Source organism: Streptomyces sp. L-9-10 (assembly GCF_004151105.1).
Taxonomy (GTDB): domain Bacteria; phylum Actinomycetota; class Actinomycetes; order Streptomycetales; family Streptomycetaceae; genus Streptomyces.
The window spans coordinates 12,769-31,586 of record NZ_PHRF01000159.1; the positions used below are offsets into that span (position 1 = coordinate 12,769).

Genomic DNA, 18,818 nt, shown 5'->3' on the forward strand with positions numbered 1-18,818 from the left:
TCTCACGTGTGGCCGTGATGAACCTCTCAGGTTCCGATGACAGATGGGGAGGATCGTCCTCGCCGTCATGCCCTGGGAGTCACACCGATGAGCCATGTCCCCCCGAGCAGCACCAGCACGCCCGGCACCTCCGCCCCCGGCGCCCCGCGTCTCACCGCCCTCGACGCCACGCACCGCGCACTGGGCGCGACCATGACCGACTTCGCGGGCTGGGACATGCCGCTGCGGTACGCGAGCGAGCGCGACGAGCACCACGCCGTCCGCACCCGCGCCGGTCTGTTCGATCTCTCCCACATGGGTGAGATCACCGTCTCGGGACCGGCGGCCGGCGATCTCCTCGACTACGCGCTCGTCGGCAACATCGGCGCCGTCGCCGTGGGCCGCGCCCGCTACACCATGATCTGCCGGGAGGACGGCGGGATCCTGGACGACCTGATCGTCTACCGCCTCGGCGAGGACACCTTCATGGTCGTCGCCAACGCCTCCAACGCCCAGACCGTGCTGGATGCCCTGACCGCCCGCGCCGAGGGGTTCGACGCGGCGGTACGCGACGACCGCGACGCGTACGCGCTGCTGGCGGTCCAGGGGCCCGAGTCCCCGGGCATCCTGAAGTCGCTGACGGACGCCGATCTCGACGGCCTCAAGTACTACGCGGGCCTGCCGGGCACCGTCGCCGGTGTCCCCGCGCTGATCGCGCGTACGGGCTACACCGGCGAGGACGGCTTCGAGCTGTTCGTCGAACCCCGGTACGCCACGCGGCTGTGGCAGGCGCTGACCGAGGCCGGCGAGGGCGTCGGGCTGGTGCCCTGCGGGCTGTCCTGCCGCGACACCCTCCGTCTGGAGGCCGGTATGCCGCTGTACGGGAACGAGCTGTCCACCGCCCTGACCCCCTTCGACGCCGGCCTCGGCCGGGTCGTGAAGTTCGAGAAGACCTCGAACGGCGGCGCCTTCGTCGGCCGCGAGGCCCTCCGGGCCGCCGCCGAGCGCGCCGCGTCCGCCCCGCCCCGCAAGCTCGTCGGCCTGATCGCCGAGGGCCGCCGGGTCCCGCGCGCCGGGTACCAGGTGGTCGCCGGGGGCGCCGTCGTGGGCGAGGTCACCTCGGGCGCCCCGTCCCCGACCCTGGGCAGGCCGGTCGCCATGGCCTACGTCGACGCCGCGCACGCCGCGCCCGGCACGGCGGGCGTCGGGGTCGACATCCGCGGTTCCCACGAGCCGTACGAGGTCGTGGCGCTGCCGTTCTACAAGCGCCAGAAGTGATACCGACGTCAGCACGCCCTTCGGCACCGTCTCGGTCCGTAAGACAGCTGTTCCGCACCACACCCTCGCGTACAGGAGAATTCAGGTCATGAGCAACCCCCAGCAGCTGCGCTACAGCAAGGAGCACGAGTGGCTGACGGCCGCCGAGGACGGTGTGTCGACGGTCGGCATCACGGAGTTCGCGGCGAACGCCCTCGGCGACGTCGTGTTCGCCCAGCTTCCCGAGGTCGGTGACACGGTGACCGCGGGCGAGACCTGCGGAGAGCTGGAGTCCACCAAGTCGGTCAGCGATCTGTACGCCCCGGTGACCGGTGAGGTCACCGAGACGAACCAGGACGTCGTGGACGATCCCTCGCTGGTGAACTCCGCCCCGTTCGAGGGCGGCTGGCTGTTCAAGGTACGTGTCGCGCAGGAGCCCGATGACCTGCTCACCGCCGATGAGTACACACAGTTTTCCGGCAACTGAGACCCCAGGGACCGTGATGTCTTCGAAGTCGCTTCTGAACGCCTCGCTCCATGAGCTCGACCCCGACGTCGCCGCCGCCGTCGACGCCGAGCTCCACCGTCAGCAGTCCACGCTCGAAATGATCGCCTCGGAGAACTTCGCTCCGGTCGCGGTCATGGAGGCGCAGGGCTCCGTACTGACCAACAAGTACGCCGAGGGCTACCCCGGCCGCCGCTACTACGGCGGCTGTGAGCACGTCGATGTGATCGAGCAGATCGCCATCGACCGGGTGAAGGCGCTCTTCGGCGCCGAGCACGCCAACGTACAGCCGCACTCCGGCGCCCAGGCGAACGCGGCGGCGATGTTCGCGCTGCTCTCCCCCGGCGACACGATCATGGGTCTGAACCTCGCCCACGGCGGGCACCTCACCCACGGGATGAAGATCAACTTCTCCGGCAAGCTCTACAACGTCGTCGCGTACCACGTCGACGACAAGACCGGCCAGGTCGACATGGCCGAGGTCGAGCGGCTGGCCAAGGAGTCCCGTCCGAAGCTGATCGTGGCCGGCTGGTCGGCGTACCCCCGCCAGCTGGACTTCGCGGCCTTCCGCCGGATCGCGGACGAGGTCGGCGCGTATCTGATGGTCGACATGGCGCACTTCGCCGGTCTGGTCGCCGCGGGCCTGCACCCCAACCCGGTGCCGCACGCGCACGTCGTCACGACCACCACGCACAAGACCCTCGGCGGCCCGCGCGGCGGTGTGATCCTCTCCACCAGGGAACTGGCGAAGAAGATCAACTCCGCGGTCTTCCCGGGCCAGCAGGGCGGCCCGCTGGAGCATGTCATCGCGGGCAAGGCGGTCTCCTTCAAGGTGGCGGCCACGGACGAGTTCAAGGAGCGCCAGCAGCGCACGCTGGACGGCGCCCGGATCCTCGCCGAGCGGCTGGGCCGGCCGGACGTCACCGAGGCCGGTGTCTCCGTACTCTCCGGCGGCACGGATGTACACCTCGTTCTCGTCGATCTGCGGAACTCGGAGCTGGACGGCCAGCAGGCCGAGGACCGGCTCCACGAGATCGGCATCACGGTCAACCGGAACGCCGTCCCGAACGACCCGCGCCCCCCGATGGTCACCTCGGGCCTGCGGATCGGCACGCCCGCCCTGGCCACCCGCGGCTTCACCACCGAGGACTTCACCGAGGTCGCCGAGATCATCGCGGCGGCCCTGACGCCCTCCTTCGACCGCGAGGCGCTGGCCGGCCGGGTCACCGCGCTGGCCGAGAAGCACCCGCTGTACCCGGGCCTGTAGCCATCCGTACGGCCTGAGTTACGGGGCACCGCGCACACTGGACCGTGCGGCGCGGTGCCCCGCACCACGTTTCCCCGCACCAGGTTCCCCCGCGTGTCACCGTCATCTCCGCACCACCCCGGCAGACAACGGCGTCTACCAACCAGCAAGGAGTCACCCGTGGCCATCTCGGTCTTCGACCTGTTCTCGATCGGAATCGGCCCGTCCAGCTCCCATACGGTCGGCCCGATGCGCGCGGCGCGGATGTTCGCGCGCCGCCTCAAGAACGAGGGCCTGATCGCCCACACGGTCTCGATCCGTGCGGAGCTGTACGGCTCGCTCGGCGCGACCGGCCACGGCCACGGCACGCCCAAGGCCGTGCTCCTCGGCCTGGAGGGCAACTCGCCGCGCACCGTCGACGTGGAGAGCGCGGACGAGCAGGCGGAACGTATCCGCAGCAGCGGCCGGCTCAATGTGCTCGGCATGCACGAGATCGCCTTCGACGCCGGTGAGGACCTGGTCCTGCACCGCCGCAAGACCCTGCCGTACCACGCCAACGGCATGACCCTCTTCGCGTACGACGCCGCCGGTGCCGTCATCCTGGAGAAGACGTACTACTCCGTGGGCGGCGGCTTCGTCGTGGACGAGGACGCGGTGGGCGAGGACCGGATCAAGCTCGACGACACCGTGCTGAAGTACCCCTTCCGCACCGGCGACGAGCTGCTGCGGCTGTCGGCCGAGACCGGTCTGTCGATCTCCGCGCTGATGCTGGAGAACGAGAAGGCCTGGCGCACGGAGGACGAGATCCGCGCCGGGCTGCTGGAGATCTGGCGGGTCATGCAGGCGTGTGTCTCACGCGGGATGGCCCGCGAGGGCATCCTGCCGGGCGGCCTCAAGGTCCGCCGCCGCGCCGCCCATTCGGCGCGCCAGCTGCGCGCCGAGGGCGATCCGCAGACGCACGCCATGGAGTGGATCACGCTCTACGCGATGGCCGTGAACGAGGAGAACGCCGCGGGCGGACGCGTCGTCACCGCCCCCACCAACGGCGCCGCGGGCATCATCCCGGCCGTACTGCACTACTACATGAACTTCGCGGCCGGCGGCGCCACGGCGGAGGAGAAGGACGAGAACGTCGTCCGCTTCCTGCTCGCCGCCGGCGCCATCGGCATGCTCTTCAAGGAGAACGCCTCCATCTCCGGCGCCGAGGTCGGCTGCCAGGGCGAGGTCGGCTCGGCCTGCTCCATGGCCGCGGGCGCCCTCGCGGAGGTCCTGGGCGGCAGCGCCGAACAGGTCGAGAACGCGGCCGAGATCGGCATGGAACACAACCTCGGCCTGACCTGCGACCCGGTCGGCGGCCTGGTCCAGATCCCGTGCATCGAACGGAACGGCATGGCCGCGGTGAAGGCGGTCACGGCGGCGAAGATGGCGCTGCGCGGCGACGGCAGCCACAAGGTCTCCCTGGACAAGGTCATCAAGACCATGAAGGAGACGGGCGCGGACATGTCCGTCAAGTACAAGGAGACGGCGCGCGGCGGGCTCGCCGTCAACATCATCGAGTGCTGACAGAGGCGGCCGCCGGTCGCGGCTGACGACCGGCGCCGGTATCGCCGGCCGATTCAGCCGGTCTGGCGCGTACGCGAGGCCGCGAGCGGTTCGAGAAGCCGTCGCGGCGCGCTGAGCATGGCGGATACGGGATCGGGACCGGAGTGCGCCGCGTCGAACCCGGGGCCCGGCTCGATCCGGATCTCCGGGACCGGCGGGGCCGAACCGCATTCCTCGCAGCGCCCCTCGGGGTCGAGCAGACCGCCGTCCCGGTCATGGCGCAGGTCGCGCTTCGCCCCGTCCGGCGAGTAGTGGGCGTCGCCCCAGGCCATCATGGCGCGCACGATGGGCCAGAGCGCTATGCCCTTGTCGGTCAGCCGGTACTCGACGCCGCTGGCCCCGTCGTCGTCCCGGGTGAGCACACCCTCCCGTACCAGGAGCTTCAGCCGGTTGGCCAGGACGGCGCGCGGGATCCCGAGCTGGCCGGCCAGGTCACCGAACCGGCGGACCCCGAAGAACGCGTTACGGACGATGAGCAGGGTCCACCGCTCTCCGACGACCTCCAGCGCGCGTGCCAGCGAGCAGTTGCGGTCCGCGTAGGTGCTGGGAAGGGTCATACGTCTGCCTCGATAGTTCGCTCACTGAACTGACCCGTGTTACGTTAGCACGGTTCACTGACCGAACTGCCTGAGCCGTCAGCGGCGGCACGGAGAAGGGGCGGGATGGTGAAACGACCCGAGCGACCGGACCGGCCGGACCGGTGCCGGCCGCCGGCGGTGGCCTCGACCGGCGGGAGAGGACGATGAACGGCAGGCCCTACGCGGAGAAGAAGTTCGCCGAGATCAACGGCGTGCGGATGGCCTACCTCGACGAGGGTGAAGGCGATCCGATCGTCTTCCAGCACGGCAATCCGACCTCGTCCTATCTGTGGCGCAACGTGATGCCCCATCTGGAGGGCCTGGGCCGGCTGATCGCCTGCGATCTCGTCGGGATGGGCGACTCCGGCCGGCTGGCACCGTCCGGCCCGGACCGCTACTCCTACCTGGAGCACCGCGAGTACCTGTTCGCGCTGTGGGAACACCTGGGCCTCGGTGACGACGTCGTGTTCGTCCTGCACGACTGGGGCTCCGCGCTCGGTTTCGACTGGGCGTACCAGCACCAGGACCGGGTCGCCGGAATCGCCTATATGGAGGCGATCGTGGCTCCGATGAGCTGGGACGACTGGCGCGACGGTCCTCGGCGGACCTTTCAGGGTTTGCGTTCTCCGGCCGGCGAGTCGATGGTCCTCACCGAGAACATGTTCGTCGAGCAGGTGCTGCCGACGGGGATCCTGCGGGATCTGAGCGAGGAGGAGAGGGCGGTCTACCTGGCTCCCTACCTCGAACCGGGCGAGAGCCGCCGTCCCACGCTCAGCTGGCCGCGCCAGCTGCCGATCGACGGCGAACCCGCCGGGGTGGTGCGGATCGTCGACGACTACGGCCGCTGGCTCAGCACATCCGCGGTGCCCAAGCTGTTCGTCGACGCGGACCCGGGCGCGATCCTGATCCGGAGCCCGCGCGCGTTCTGCCGCACCTGGCCCCACCAGACCGAAGTGACGGTGCCGGGCGCGCACTTCGTCCAGGAGGACAGTCCGGATCTGGTCGGTGCCGCGCTGGCGGATTTCGTCCGGGGCATCCGCGGCACCTCCGTCCCGGGCGTGCGTGACACCGGAGCGCACGGATGACCGGGGCCCCGGCCCCTTCGCCGTGCGCACGGCGACCTGGTGCGCGCACGGCGGCCCGGCAAGGCGCCGTACCTCCCTCCGGTCCCCCTCCGACAGCACGCGGAGATCTACGGAAGGTGTGCGGATGACCACCGACGACAGGCTTTTCCTGATCACCGGCGCGACCGGCAGAACCGGGGCCGGGACCGTCGATCTGCTGCTGGAGCGCGGTCACCGCGTCCGCGCCCTGGTGCACCGTGAGGACGAGCGCTCCCGCGCACTGGCCGAGGCCGGAGCCGAGATCGCCCTGGCGGACCTGCACGACCTCGACGGGATGGCCGCGGCCATGCGGGGCGTCACCGGCGCGTACCTGTGCCACCCGATCCTCCCCGGCCTGATCGAGGCGACCGCCTACTTCGCCCAGGCGGCGACCGAGGCGGGTGTCCGCTCCGTGGTCAACATGTCGCAGATCTCCGCCCGCCGCGACGCCGGCAGCGACGCCGCCCGGCAGCACTGGGTGTGCGAGCGCCTGCTGGACCGGACCGACCTGCTGACCGTACACATCCGGCCGACCTTCTTCGCCGAGTGGCTCACGATGTGGTGGGAGAAGCGGGACGGCGAGGGCCACCTGCGGCTGCCGTTCGGCGACGGCCGCCACGCCCCGGTCACCGCGGCCGACCAGTCCCGGGTGATCGCCGCCCTGCTGGTCGCCCCCGAGCCGCACGACCGGGCGCTCTACACCCTGCACGGCCCGGTCGAACTGAACCACCACGAGATCGCCCGGATCATCTCCACGACGCTCGGCATCCCGGTGCGCTACGAGCCGATCGGTGTCGAGGAGTTCGCCTCGGCCATGACGCGGCGCGGGCTGCCCGCACACCTCGTCCAGCACTTGAGCAACGTCGCCGTGGACTACCGGAACGGTGTGTTCGCCGGCACGAACGACAACGTCGAGCGGATCGGTGGGCACGCGCCGCTGTCCGTCGAGCAGTTCGTCCTCGCGCACACGTCCGACTTCGACACCAGCGGCCCCAACTTCGCCCCCGCCCCCTGACGCGGTCGCGGGCGGGGTCAGGCCCCGTACTGATGGGACGGGCAGGCCGGACAGCCCCCGGAGACCGTCATGTGACCCGTCACCGGGTGCTGAGCCAGTGCGGGTCGGGGACCACCGTCAGGATCGCCGACAGCAGGACGATCGCCGCCAGTACGGCCAGCTCCGCCCGCGCCGGGGGCCCGGCGTCCGCGCCGCGGCGCAGCCGGTTCCTGGCGGTCAGGGCGAGGCCGCTCACGACCGCGACCAGCAGCAGTTTGGCGATCAGCACACGGCCGTACGCCGTGCTGAACACGACGTCGGCGGGGAGCCTGCGCAGGGTGGAGAGCGTTCCGGTGGCGGCGAGCGCGGCGAAGAGCCAGCCGGCGAGCCGGGCGTAACGGGCGAGCACCTGGCGGGCCGCCGCCGGGTCCTCCCGGCGCAGCCACATCGTGCGCAGTACGTACAGCAGTCCACCGGTCCACAGCGAGGCCGCGGTCAGATGGACGGTGGTGAGGGCGGTGCCCAGCATCGGGGTGTACGGCTCCGGATGCGCCCGCAGGGCCTCCGCGCCGACGACCACGGCCAGCGGCGCGAGGGCCGCCAGGGGTCGGTTCACGGCGACACAACCGGCCGCCAGCAGAAAGCCGTTGGCCATGAAGAGCAGCAGACGGCCCTCGACGGTGCCGTACACGGTGGTGATGTCGAGGCCGCTCACGGACGCGAGCAGGATGATCTGCCCCGCCGAGGCGGCCGCCCCGGTCAGCGCGGCGGCGAGGGCCCAGCCGCGGGGCGCGGGGCCGGTACGGGCGAGCCTGGCTCCGGCCAGCTCGCCGAGGTGCAGCGCGAGCCCGGCGAAGACGGCGAACCGCAGCGCGGTGATGCCTCCCGCGCCGGGTATGCGCAGCTCACCGGTCCCGCGCGAGGCTATGGCCGGACCGAGCGGTACGAGCAGCACGGCGAACAGGACACCACCGGCTATCAGGGCGGCCCTGCGGCCGGCCGAGCCGGTGGCTTCCTCGGCGGACGGACCCGGATATATCACCGTTTGATCTTCTCTGCCCGGCGCGTCTTCCGGCAACGCGAGCGGGGCGAGCGGCTGATGGTCCGGGCCGTCCCGGGCGCTCCGGCCCGCACCACCGCCCCCGGATCAGCCCTTGCGCGAGGCCAGGAACTCGTCGAACGTCAACAGCCCGTCCCCGTTGCCGTCGTGCGCGTTGATCACGGCCTGCGCGACCGTCTCGGTCACATGGAAGTCGCCGAGCTGCGCCATCACGCTCTTGTACTCCGCCGCCGTGATGAGTCCGTCGCCGTTCGCGTCGAACCGCTCGAACGCCTTGCGCGCCTCGTCAATGTCCGCCACTGTTCCGCCCCTTCGTGATGCCTGCTGACGGGGTCAGATTATCCGTACACGTTCACCCGAACGGCGGCAGCCCAGGGCGGTAGGGGAACACCACCGGGGTAACGCCGCCGGGACCGAACGCCCGCGGTGTGCGGGCGTTCGGTCCCGGCGGCGGAAACGAGTACGTCCGTCAGCCGCGCCACGGCTGGTAGTGCGGATTGTCCAGGCACTCCGACATGATCTCGGTCTTCTTCACCTTGTCGACCGGGCAGACGCCGACGATCCGCTCCCGGGAGATCCCGCCGGGGAAGGCGACCTCCACCTGGTCGGCCCACTTGTGCGTGTCACCGATCGTCTTGTTGACGTCGATGCCGCCGGGGGCGTCGATGTAGTAGTTGAATCCGCTCTTGTACCACTGCTTGTACAGGTCGTGGTCATAGCTGGTGGAGACATAGGGCGAGGGCTGGTTGACCAGGACGTACCTCTCCACGTCGTACTGCCCGTCCAGCGGCGCCTTGGGCTGGAAGCCCTGCTCGAAGACGACCTCCGGCTTCCGGCTGTCGGCGCGGTAGAGCTGCCGGCAGTCGGTGCGCCAGGCGGGCGTCGGGGTGATCCGGTTCACCTCGACCGTGTGGTCCGCCGCCGCGAACATCGGGTCCTCGACGCGGGGGCAGGTTTCGGCGGCCTTGAAGGAGGCGGCGTGCGCGGGGGCGGACGTGACCGGGGCGGACCCGGCCGGGGACCGCGTGGACGCGGCCTCGGTGGCGGAGGCCGGAATCAGGACGGCGGTGACGGACAGGGCGACGGCGGCGGCCCGCCGCCGCGAGCGAGAGGTGATCATGGGGTGCACCCTCCACGCTGTACGACGGCGGGCCGTGGACCGTCACCCCTCCGGGGGCGTGTCGTCCGTAACCGTGCCCGCACCATGACAACCCTGCCCGCACCACGACGAGTTGACGTCGGCCCGACACCAGCTCCGCGTCGGTTCCGCCACCTCCGTGCCCGGCCGGTGTCAGCGGAAGACCCCCGTGTGCCCGAGCGAGTAGCGGCCGGGCTGCGGATAGACCGCGAGTCCGTGCGGACCGCCGCCGACCGGGATCCGGGCGATCTCCTTGCCGCTGCGCGTGTCGATCGCGTACACCTCGGAGTCGTAACGCCCCGCCAGCCACAGGACCTTGCCGTCCGACGAGACCCCGCCCATGTCGGGGCTGCCGCCGTCCGGCAGATGCCACTTCTTCGCCAGCTTGTTCTTGGCGAAGTCGAAGACGGAGATGGTGCCCTCACCGCGGTTGGAGATGTACATCTCCTTCGAATCCCGGCTGACGTACAGGCCGTGGCATCCCTCGCCCGTCGGCAGCAGCTTCGGGGTGGTGAACTTCTCCCCGTTCAGCACCCACACGCCGTGGGCCATCATGTCGGCGATGTAGAACGTCCTGCCGTCCGGCGAGATCTTCACGTCCTGCGGCATGGCGCCCTGGAAGGGCAGCTTCTGCTGGGAGACGACCTTCATCTGCTCCGTGTCGACCTTGAGCAGTTCACCGGAGAACTCGCACGACACGATGAAGTACCGGCCGTCCGCCGAGAAGTCGGCGTGGTTGACGCCCGCGCAGGTGACCGGCTCGGTCTTCTTCACCTTCATGGTGTGCGGATCGCGGAAGACCAGCTGACGGTCGAGCGAGGCCATGACGATCGCGTACTTGCCGTTGGGCGTGAAGTAGAGGTTGTACGGATCGTGTACGTCGACCGGCTCGCCCGCCTTGCCGGTGGCGGGGTCGATGGGGGTGAGCGTATGGCCGCGGTTGTTGTTGACCCAGAGGGTCTTGAGATCCCAGGAGGGCACGACATGCTGTGGCTGTCTGCCGACGTCGATGGTCTCGATGACCTTGTAGGTGGCGGGGTCGATCACCGAGACCGTGTCGGAGTGGGTGTTGGGCACATACACCCGGGACAGGAAGCCCTTCACGATGGGCGAGAGCATGCCCGGCCGGTCGGCGGCGTAGATGTCCTTGGGGTCGAGTACGGGTGGCATGCCCGGCAGTCCGGCCGGCACGCTCCGCTCCGGTACGACGGGCCGGGCGGCGGCCTTGGTCGCCTTCGGCGCGGGCCGCTCGGTGTCCTGGCTCGCGCAGCTCGCGAGCAGGGCGAGGGCGGCGGTTCCCAGCAGGGCGGCGGTGCGCCTGGCGATCCGGTCGGCGGTCCGCGAGGTGGTGGGGGCGGGCCGCTCGGTGGTCCGTGGAGTGAGGGGAAGCATCAGGTCAGCAGCTCCGTGGTCGTCACCGCGCGCAGGCCGCGGCGTTCCAGTGCGTCGAGGAGGGCGGGCAGCGCGGCGACGGTGTCCGCGTAGCCGAAGTGCAGGCTCACCACGGAGCCGTTGCGGATCTGTCCGGTGACGGTGCGGGTGACGGCCGCGGCGCCGGGCGAGGTGAAGTCGAGCGAGTCGACGTCGTACGAGAGGACGTGCGGGTAGCCCGCCTTCCGCGCCAGCCGCTGGACGAGCGGGGTGGCGTACTGCGTGCGGGAGGGGCGGAACCAGCTGCCGATCGAGCCGGTGAGCTTGCGCAGCCGCTGGGCGCAGCCGGTGATCTCCGCGTACGCCGCGGCCTCGTCCAGTTCGGAGATGTCGATATGGCGCAGCGTGTGGTTACCGAGATCGTGGCCGCCGTCCAGGATCCGGCGGGCGAGGGCCGGGTGTTCGTCGAGCCAGCCGCCCACGGCGAGGACGGTGATCCGGGCTCCGGCGCGTTCCGCCTCCGCCAGCACCGCGGTGGCGGTGGCGGGGTCGCCCTGCCCGTGGAAGGTGAGGGCGACCTGTGCGCGGTCGCGTGGGCCGTGCGCGATCTCGGCGGGCTGCCCGGGGAACCGGCGCGGCGCGGGTGCCGTACGGACGGCGGGCCGGCCGTTCCCCGGGCTGGGTCCCGCGGACGTTCCGGCCGCCGATCCGGCGGCGGATCCGCGCGGCGGACCGGACACGGAACCGGTGGGTGTGGCGGGGGCGCTGTCCGTACAGCCGGTGGCGAGGGCGCCCGCCACGGCCGCACCGGCTCCTGCGCGCAGTGCACTGCGCCGGTCGATCGGAATCACGCCCCCATTTAAGGGGGAAGGAGGGTGAAAGGTGACGATTGACCGGTTAAGCGACCTTACGGGTCGTCACCTTCAGGGCAGCTGGCGGTCGGAGACCCGCATCTCGAACCAGGTGTTCTTGCCGCGCGGCAGCAGATCCACCCCCCACCGGTCGGAGAGCCGGTCCACCAGGAAGAGGCCGCGCCCGCTGGTGTCCATCTCCTGCACCGGCATCAGACAGGGCAGTCCGCGCGAGGGGTCCCGCACCTCGATCCTGATCCAGCCGCGACGGCGCAGCATCCGTAACCCGAAGACCCGGGCGCCGGTGTGCCGTACGGCGTTGCCGACGAGTTCCGAGACGAGCAGGACGGCGTACTCGGCGGTCTGCGGCGAGAGCGCCCACTGTTCCAGCACCACGCAGTGGGTGATACGGCGGGCGGCGAGGGCGGATTCCGGGCGGGAGGGCAGACGGACTTCCGCCTCCGTCGGATTGCCGAACAATTCCAGCGCCTTGTGCGCCTGTTCGTCGTCGACGGACGGTATCCACCGCGCTGCGGCCGCGTCGCCGCGCTGCCGCGGTTGCTCCACACCCTCCAGGCCCGCCATGTCCCCCATCATGGCCGCCCAGAACCCTCCCGGGGGCCGTTCCGGGTGAATCGACCCCCCGGAATGAGTCATTCCAGGGGGCGCGCACGGCATATGCCAAGGGCAGAACTTGGGCTTGCACAACCACTCTGACCTGCGATGACGACCCGCTACCGGGTGATCACCAAGAGCGATCACGGCAAATATCTTAAGGTTCTCTTAAGGTTGAGCTAAGCCGGGCGCCGGGTTGACGCCGCCCTGTTCCCTCCGCCAACAGGGCCGCTTTCAGAGGAACTTGGCCTTCCCGGGGCCGTCCTCCACGAACGACCGCATGCCGCGCTCGCGGTCCTCCGTGGCGAACAGGCCCGCGAACCAGTTGCGTTCGATCGTCAGACCGGTCTCCAGATCCGTCTCCAGACCCGCGTCGACCGACTCCTTGGCGGCCCGCAGCGCGAGCGCGGGTCCCTGGGCGAGCTTCGCGGCCCAGGCGTGCGCCTGCTCGTACACCTCTTCCGGCGGGACCACGCGGTCGACCAGGCCGAGCGTCAGCGCCTCGTCGGCCTTCACCTGACGGCCCGTGAAGATGAGGTCCTTGGCCCGGGAAGGACCGATCAGCCGCGCGAGCCGCTGCGTACCGCCGGCGCCGGGGATCAGGCCGAGCAGGATCTCCGGCTGGCCGAGCTTGGCGTTGGCCCCGGCGATCCGGAAGTCGGCGCAGAGGGCCAGTTCGCAGCCGCCGCCCAGCGCGTAGCCGGTGACCGCCGCGACGACGGGCTTGGGGATACGGGCGACGGCGGTGAACGACTCCTGGAGCGCCCGGGAGCGCGCGACCATCGCCGCGTGGTCCCACCCCCGCATCTCCTTGATGTCGGCGCCGGCCGCGAAGACCTTCTCGCCGCCGTACAGGATCACGGACCGTACGTCGTCGCGCCGGCCCGCTTCGTCGGCCAGCTCGCGCAGCCGGTCCTGGATGGAGGAGTCGAGTGCGTTCATCGGGGGGCGGTCGAGCCGGATCGTGCCGACGCCGCCGGAGACCTCAAGGTTCACGAATGCCATACGGGCAGGTTAACCGGCGCTAACCGACGGCGACACCGGCACGGGTTCCGGTACCGGTACGCGTACGCGTACGCGTACGGGCACGGAGTACCGGCGGTGGGGACGCGGACGGGCCCGGTGCGCCCAGTCGCGGCGCACCGGGCCCGTGTCTCCTGCGAGGGCCTCGACGGAGGTCCTACTTCGTCCACTCCGACCAGGACATGTTCCAGCCGTTCAGGCCGTTGTCCGGGGCGATCTGCTTGTCCTTCGAGTTCTTCACGATCACCACGTCACCGATGAGCGAGGAGTTGTAGAACCACGCCGACGGAGTGCCGTTGTTCCCGCCGCCGCGGATGTCCCGCAGCCCCACACAGCCATGGCTGACGTTCGCGGAGCCGAACGTGCCCGCGGACGCCCAGTAGTTGCCGTGGACGAAGGTGCCCGAGGTGGACAGCCGCATCGCGTGCGGCACGTCCTTGATGTCGTACTCGCCGCCGAAGCCCACCGTCGCGCCGTTCATCCTGGTCACCTCGTACTTCTCGCTGATGACCATCTGACCGTTGTACGTGGTGGTCGACGGGGCGCCCGCGGTGATCGGGATGTTCTTGATCTGCTTGCCGTCCCGTACGACCTTCATCGTCTTGGCGCTCGCGTCCACGGTGGAGACCTGGCTGCGGCCGATCGTGAACGTGAAGGACTTGGCCTGCTCGCCGTACACGCCCGGCCGGCCCTCTACGCCGTCCAGGTTGAGCTTCACGGTCACCTTCGTGCCCGCCGCCCAGTACTTCTCGGGGCGGAAGTCGAGGCGGTCGTTGCCGAACCAGTGGCCCTCGATCGGTACGGACGGCTCCGCCGTGACCGTGATCGCCTGCTCCACCGCCTCGGGCTCGGTGATGCCCCGGGTGAAGTTGATCGAGACCGGCATTCCGACACCGACCGTGGAACGGTCCTCGGGCGTGTAGTGGCCGATGAAGGTGTTCTTCGGTACGAGCGTGGTGAAGGTGGTGTCCTTGGCGGACTCGCGGCCGTCGGCGTCCTTGGCGATCGCGTGCACCTTGTACTTGGTGGCGCCGGCGAGATGCTGGAGCGGCTCCCAGCTCGCGCCGTCCGCGGCCAGCTTGCCCTCGACCGGCTTGCCCTTGTCGTCCTGGACGGTGACCGTGGTCAGTTTGCCCTTGCCGGCCGAGACCTTGAGGGCGCCCGTGGTCGCGACCGCCTTCGCCCCGTCCTCCGGGGCGATCGTCACGACGGCCGCCGAGGCCGCGTTCTCCACCTTCCCCGCGCCCTCGCCGTTCTTGCCACTGTCACCCGTGCCGGAACCACCGCCTCCGCCGCACGCCGTGACCACCAGGAGCAGCCCCCCGAGCATCAGGGCCAATGGCCCCGTTCCCCCGTGTCCCCGTCGTCCCGTGCGCCGTTCCGGTCCCTCGCCCCGCGGCGCCCGGCCCGACCCGGCCGATGTCCCCGATATCGGCAGCCCATTCACTATGGTCGTCTCCCCTCGCACGGCCTGGCCCCGCCACGGCCCGCACTCCCGCGCGTCGAGTGCACGCGCTCGCGACAGATAATCACACCGGAAGCCTTACGGTGATCTCGCGTCTGTCACCATTCGGTCCCAACAGGCCGGGACGGTGCAGGTCATACGGGCCGTACGAGGGGACGGCCGCGTGCCGAGGGGCTCCGCGGGAGCCCTGGCGGGTGGCCGGTGGGGCGTCAGTCGGCGGGGGAGGCCGAGGGTGCGGGGAGGGCCGAACCCGCCTTCCAGCGCTTCCAGTCCAGGTTCCAGCCGCCCAGACCGTTGTCGGGTGCGACCGTACGGTCGTGGGAGTTGACCACCTCGATGACATCGCCGATCAGGGTCCGGTCGAAGAACCAGCCCGCCGGGGTGTCGGGGCCGCCGCCCTTCACGTCCCGCAGTCCGACACAGCCATGGCTGACGTTCTGGGAGCCGAACGTGGTCGCGGGCGCCCAGTAGTTGCCGTGCAGAAACGTCCCGGACGTGGTGAGCCGTACCGCGTGCGGCACGTCCTTGATGTCGTACTCACCGCCGAAGCCGACCGTCCTGCCGTTCATGCGCGTGACGTCGTACAACTCGGTGACCACCATCTTGCCGTTGTACGTGGTGGTCTTGGCCGCGCCGGCGGTGATCGGCACGGTCGAGACCAGCTCCCCGTCGCGCCGTACCTCCATGGTGTGCTCCTCGGCGTCGACCAGCGAGACCTGGGAGCGGCCGACGGTGAAGCCGACGGTCTTCTCCTGGATGCCGAACACGCCCGGTGCCGCCTGGACGTCGCGCAGGGCCAGACCGACCGTCACTTCCGTGCCCGGCTCCCAGTACTCGCGGGGCCGGAAGTCGAGACGGTCGTGGCCGAACCAGTGCCCGGCGATGTCCACCGGCGGGTCCGCCGTCACGGTGATGGCGCGTTCGACGGCCGCCCGGTTCTGGATCGTGCGGTTGAAGTGGAAGGAGATGATCATGCCGGTGCCGACGGTGGCGCGGTTCTCCGGGGAGAAGTAGCCGATGAACCGGTCGGTGGGGACCGCCGTCGTGAAGGTGGTGTGGCGTGCCGAGCGGCGGCCCGCGCCGTCCACGGCCACCGCGTCGACGCTGTACTTGGCTGCCAGCGCGACCCGCGCGCCGCTCTCCGGCGTCCAGGAGCGGCCGTCCGCGGAGATCCGTCCGCGGAGCTCGGTGGGTTGCGCGTCCTCCACCTGTACGACCTTGACGCGCTCCAGCCGGCCGTCCGGCACCCGCACCGCGATCGGATCGGAACGGCCGATGCCCTTCGTACCGTCCTCGGGGGTGATCCGGATCGTGTCCCCGGGAGCGCGCGACTTGCCTTCCGTGAACGATTCGGCGCCCGCGCATCCCGCCAGGCCGGCCAGCAGGCCGGTCATCAGTCCTGCCCATGTCAGGACGGCGGCCGCGCCGGTCCCTGCCCGCTTGGGCTCTGTCCGCTTCAGTACGTGTCTCACGTCCCGCCCAACGACCACGCCCCTCCGGGGGAAACGTGAGGGCGGGCCCTCTTGCGGGCAGAACAGGTGGGAGGACCACGCGAGGGGAGCCACGGCCGGGACGTCGTGCGCCCGATCCGCGAGGCCGACGAGCCGCGGGAGGCCGGTCAGTGGCGAGCGCAGCCGAGCAGAAGGCAGTGCAGGAGAAGCGGAAGGAGGAGAGCGAGGGGAGGGACACGGAGAAGGTCGCGGAAAAGGTCGCTGAGAAGGTCGCGGAGAAGGTCGCGGAGAAGGGGCGGGAGCGGAGGAGGGAGATCCGGGACGGCAACGGTCACCGCCGCGAGCCCGGTGCCCCGAGGCCCGTGGTCTGGCCGGGCACGCCGACCCCGCTGGGCGCGCGCTACCGGGTGGGCCCCGACGGCGTGGCGGGCACCAACTTCGCCCTCTGGGCGGGCGGCGCCGAGGCGGTGGAGGTCTGTCTGTTCGACGACAGCGGCGCCGAGACCCGGTTGTCGCTGACCGAGCTGACCCATGAGATCTGGCACGGCTTCGTGCCCGACATCCGGCCTGGACAGCGCTACGGATACCGGGTCCACGGCCGCTGGGACCCCTGGACGGGCGCCCGCTGGAATCCGGCGAAACTGCTGCTCGACCCGTACGCCCGTGCGGTGGACGGAGACTTCGGGCTGCCTCCGGAGGTCTACGGCCATGTGCGCGACTGGCCGCAGCGGGAGGTGGCCGACACCGTGCGGGACGGCCGCGACTCCGCTCCGCACGTCCCCAAGGGGGTCGTCGTCCATGACAGCGCGCCCGACGACGAGTGGGCCGACGACCGCCGGCCCAAGACGCCGTGGGCCGATTCGGTCATCTACGAGCTGCATGTGCGGGGCTTCACCAAGCTCCACCCGGGGATCCCGGAGAAACTGCGCGGTACGTACGCGGGACTCGCGCACCCGGCGGCCATCGGCCATCTGCGGCGGCTCGGGGTGACGGCGGTCGAGCTACTGCCCGTACACCAGTTCGCCCATGAGGACCATCTGCTGCGGCGCGGGCTGCGCAACTACTGGGGCTACAACTCCATCGGCTACTTCGCGCCGCACGCGGGCTACGCGGCGAGCGGCACCCGGGGGCAGCAGGTCGCGGAGTTCAAGGGGATGGTGCGCGCGCTGCACGCCGCGGGGATAGAGGTCATCCTCGACGTGGTCTACAACCACACGGCGGAGGGCGGGGAGCAGGGGCCGACGCTGTCCCTGCGCGGTATCGACAACCGCGGCTATTACCGGCTGCCCTCCGACGCGCGCAGATACACGGACTACACCGGCTGCGGGAACACCCTCCATGTGGTCCAGCCCCAGGTACTGCGGCTGATCACCGACTCGCTGCGCTACTGGGTCACGGAAATGGGGGTCGACGGCTTCCGCTTCGACCTCGCGGCGGCGCTGGCCCGCTCGATGCACGACGTCGACATGCTCTCGCCGTTCCTCGCGGTGATCGCCCAGGACCCGGTCCTGCGCCGGGTGAAGCTGATCGCCGAGCCGTGGGACGTGGGCAACGGCGGCTACCAGGTCGGGTCGTTCCCCCCGCTGTGGACGGAGTGGAACGACCGCTACCGCGACGCCGTACGGGACTTCTGGCGCGGCGCGCTGCCCGATGTGCGGGATCTCGGCTACCGGCTCTCGGGGTCGAGCGATCTGTACGCGTGGGGCGGCCGGCGGCCGTACGCCTCCATCAACTTCGTCACCGCGCACGACGGCTTCACGCTGCGCGATCTGGTGTCGTACGAACGGAAGCACAACGAGGCCAACGGCGAGGGCAACAGGGACGGGACGAACGGCAACCGCGCCTGGAACTGCGGGGTGGAGGGCGAGACGGACAACGCGGGGGTCAACGCCCTGCGGCGGCGGCAGTCGCGCAATCTGCTCACCACCCTGCTGGTGTCGACGGGCGTGCCGATGCTGGTCGCGGGCGACGAGATGGGCCGTACGCAGGGCGGCAACAACAACGCGTACTGCCAGGACAGCGAGGTCAGCTGGCTGGACTGGTCCCTGCTCGCGAGCCCCGACGGGCAGGGGCTGCACGCGCTGACCGCCCGGCTGCTCGCCCTGCGCCACGCCCATCCCGTACTGCGCCGCCGCGCCTTCTTCTCCGGCCGGCCGCAGGCTCCGGACGGGCTGCGCGACCTGGCGTGGTTCACCCCGCGGGGCTCGGAGATGACGGAGGAGGACTGGTACGCGCCCGCCCGGACACTCGGGCTCTTCCTGTCCGGGCGGGACATCCCCGGCCGGGACGCGCGTGGCGAGAAGATCACGGACGACAGCTTCCTGACGGTTCTGCACGCGGACGGCCGGCCGGTGGAGTTCACGCTGCCGGGGCCGCCGTGGGGGCGGGCGTACGAACTGGTGGTCGACACCGCGCGGGAGGAGCAGACGGAGGCGCCGGGCACGGTGTACGAGGGAGGGGCGAAGGTCACGGTCCCGGCGCGGGCGGTGCTGCTGTTCCGGGTGAAGGGGTGAGGGCGGACGGCGGGTGTGACGGGAAAATCACATGAGCGATGTCAGTGGTGAACCGTAGGCTCGCTCC

17 protein-coding genes are annotated in these 18,818 nt (G+C 70.7%); 7 read left to right on the forward strand and 10 right to left on the reverse strand.

What is annotated here, in order from left to right; all coding sequences use genetic code 11:
- Window positions 1-87 precede the first annotated feature (87 nt).
- From gcvT to CU044_RS32265, 4 genes are all read left to right on the forward strand, one after another.
- The gene (gene gcvT, locus CU044_RS32250) at window positions 88-1,257 is read left to right on the forward strand and encodes a glycine cleavage system aminomethyltransferase GcvT (RefSeq protein WP_129772281.1); all 1,170 of its coding nucleotides are present in this window, start codon (window positions 88-90) and stop codon (window positions 1,255-1,257) included.
- A gap of 88 nt (window positions 1,258-1,345) precedes the next feature.
- Window positions 1,346-1,723: a glycine cleavage system protein GcvH gene (gene gcvH, locus CU044_RS32255; protein WP_129772282.1), complete on the forward strand. Its 378-nt coding sequence runs from the start codon at window positions 1,346-1,348 to the stop codon at window positions 1,721-1,723.
- Window positions 1,724-1,739: 16 nt separating this feature from the next.
- Entirely contained in the window at window positions 1,740-3,008 is a 1,269-nt protein-coding gene (gene glyA, locus CU044_RS32260; protein ID WP_129772283.1) for a serine hydroxymethyltransferase, read from the forward strand.
- 159 nt (window positions 3,009-3,167) lie between these two features.
- Entirely contained in the window at window positions 3,168-4,550 is a 1,383-nt protein-coding gene (locus CU044_RS32265) for an L-serine ammonia-lyase (protein ID WP_129772284.1), read from the forward strand.
- Window positions 4,551-4,603: 53 nt separating this feature from the next.
- Here CU044_RS32265 and CU044_RS32270 read toward each other — a convergent pair whose 3' ends face one another.
- Window positions 4,604-5,146 carry a helix-turn-helix domain-containing protein gene (locus CU044_RS32270; protein ID WP_129772285.1) on the reverse strand — a complete coding sequence of 181 codons (543 nt, stop codon included), beginning with the start codon at window positions 5,144-5,146 and terminating at the stop codon, window positions 4,604-4,606.
- Between the two features lie 185 nt (window positions 5,147-5,331).
- Here CU044_RS32270 and CU044_RS32275 point away from each other — a divergent pair, with 185 nt between their 5' ends.
- Complete coding sequence (locus tag CU044_RS32275) at window positions 5,332-6,252, forward strand: haloalkane dehalogenase (RefSeq protein ID WP_129772286.1); 921 nt, start codon at window positions 5,332-5,334, stop codon at window positions 6,250-6,252.
- A 124-nt stretch (window positions 6,253-6,376) separates the two neighbouring features.
- The gene (locus CU044_RS32280) at window positions 6,377-7,285 is read left to right on the forward strand and encodes an NmrA family NAD(P)-binding protein (protein ID WP_129772287.1); all 909 of its coding nucleotides are present in this window, start codon (window positions 6,377-6,379) and stop codon (window positions 7,283-7,285) included.
- Window positions 7,286-7,364: 79 nt separating this feature from the next.
- Here CU044_RS32280 and CU044_RS32285 read toward each other — a convergent pair whose 3' ends face one another.
- The 9 genes from CU044_RS32285 to CU044_RS32325 all read right to left on the reverse strand — a co-directional run bounded on the left by CU044_RS32285 (window position 7,365) and on the right by CU044_RS32325 (window position 16,181).
- The gene (locus CU044_RS32285) at window positions 7,365-8,306 is read right to left on the reverse strand and encodes a CopD family protein (protein WP_240045980.1); all 942 of its coding nucleotides are present in this window, start codon (window positions 8,304-8,306) and stop codon (window positions 7,365-7,367) included.
- 105 nt (window positions 8,307-8,411) lie between these two features.
- A complete protein-coding gene (locus CU044_RS32290) occupies window positions 8,412-8,624 on the reverse strand; it encodes an EF-hand domain-containing protein (RefSeq protein WP_129772289.1) in 213 nt (70 codons plus the stop codon).
- Window positions 8,625-8,793: 169 nt separating this feature from the next.
- Entirely contained in the window at window positions 8,794-9,444 is a 651-nt protein-coding gene (locus CU044_RS32295; RefSeq protein ID WP_165372032.1) for an ADP-ribosyltransferase, read from the reverse strand.
- A 171-nt stretch (window positions 9,445-9,615) separates the two neighbouring features.
- The gene (locus tag CU044_RS32300; protein ID WP_129772291.1) at window positions 9,616-10,854 is read right to left on the reverse strand and encodes a YncE family protein; all 1,239 of its coding nucleotides are present in this window, start codon (window positions 10,852-10,854) and stop codon (window positions 9,616-9,618) included.
- Complete coding sequence (locus CU044_RS32305) at window positions 10,854-11,684, reverse strand: polysaccharide deacetylase family protein (protein WP_129772292.1); 831 nt, start codon at window positions 11,682-11,684, stop codon at window positions 10,854-10,856. The genes CU044_RS32300 and CU044_RS32305 overlap by 1 nt, the downstream gene beginning before the upstream one ends.
- 72 nt (window positions 11,685-11,756) lie before the next feature.
- A complete protein-coding gene (locus CU044_RS32310; RefSeq protein ID WP_165372033.1) occupies window positions 11,757-12,281 on the reverse strand; it encodes an ATP-binding protein in 525 nt (174 codons plus the stop codon).
- A 252-nt stretch (window positions 12,282-12,533) separates the two neighbouring features.
- Window positions 12,534-13,304: an enoyl-CoA hydratase-related protein gene (locus CU044_RS32315; protein WP_129772294.1), complete on the reverse strand. Its 771-nt coding sequence runs from the start codon at window positions 13,302-13,304 to the stop codon at window positions 12,534-12,536.
- Window positions 13,305-13,479: 175 nt separating this feature from the next.
- Window positions 13,480-14,652, reverse strand: a complete 1,173-nt coding sequence (locus tag CU044_RS32320; RefSeq protein ID WP_129772307.1) for an Ig-like domain-containing protein — start codon at window positions 14,650-14,652, stop codon at window positions 13,480-13,482.
- A 344-nt stretch (window positions 14,653-14,996) separates the two neighbouring features.
- The gene (locus tag CU044_RS32325) at window positions 14,997-16,181 is read right to left on the reverse strand and encodes an Ig-like domain-containing protein (protein WP_129772309.1); all 1,185 of its coding nucleotides are present in this window, start codon (window positions 16,179-16,181) and stop codon (window positions 14,997-14,999) included.
- A gap of 227 nt (window positions 16,182-16,408) precedes the next feature.
- Between CU044_RS32325 and glgX the strand changes: the two genes are divergently transcribed.
- On the forward strand, window positions 16,409-18,751 hold the full coding sequence (glgX, locus tag CU044_RS32330) for a glycogen debranching protein GlgX (RefSeq protein WP_240045981.1): 2,343 nt from the start codon (window positions 16,409-16,411) through the stop codon (window positions 18,749-18,751).
- Window positions 18,752-18,818: the final 67 nt, after the last annotated feature.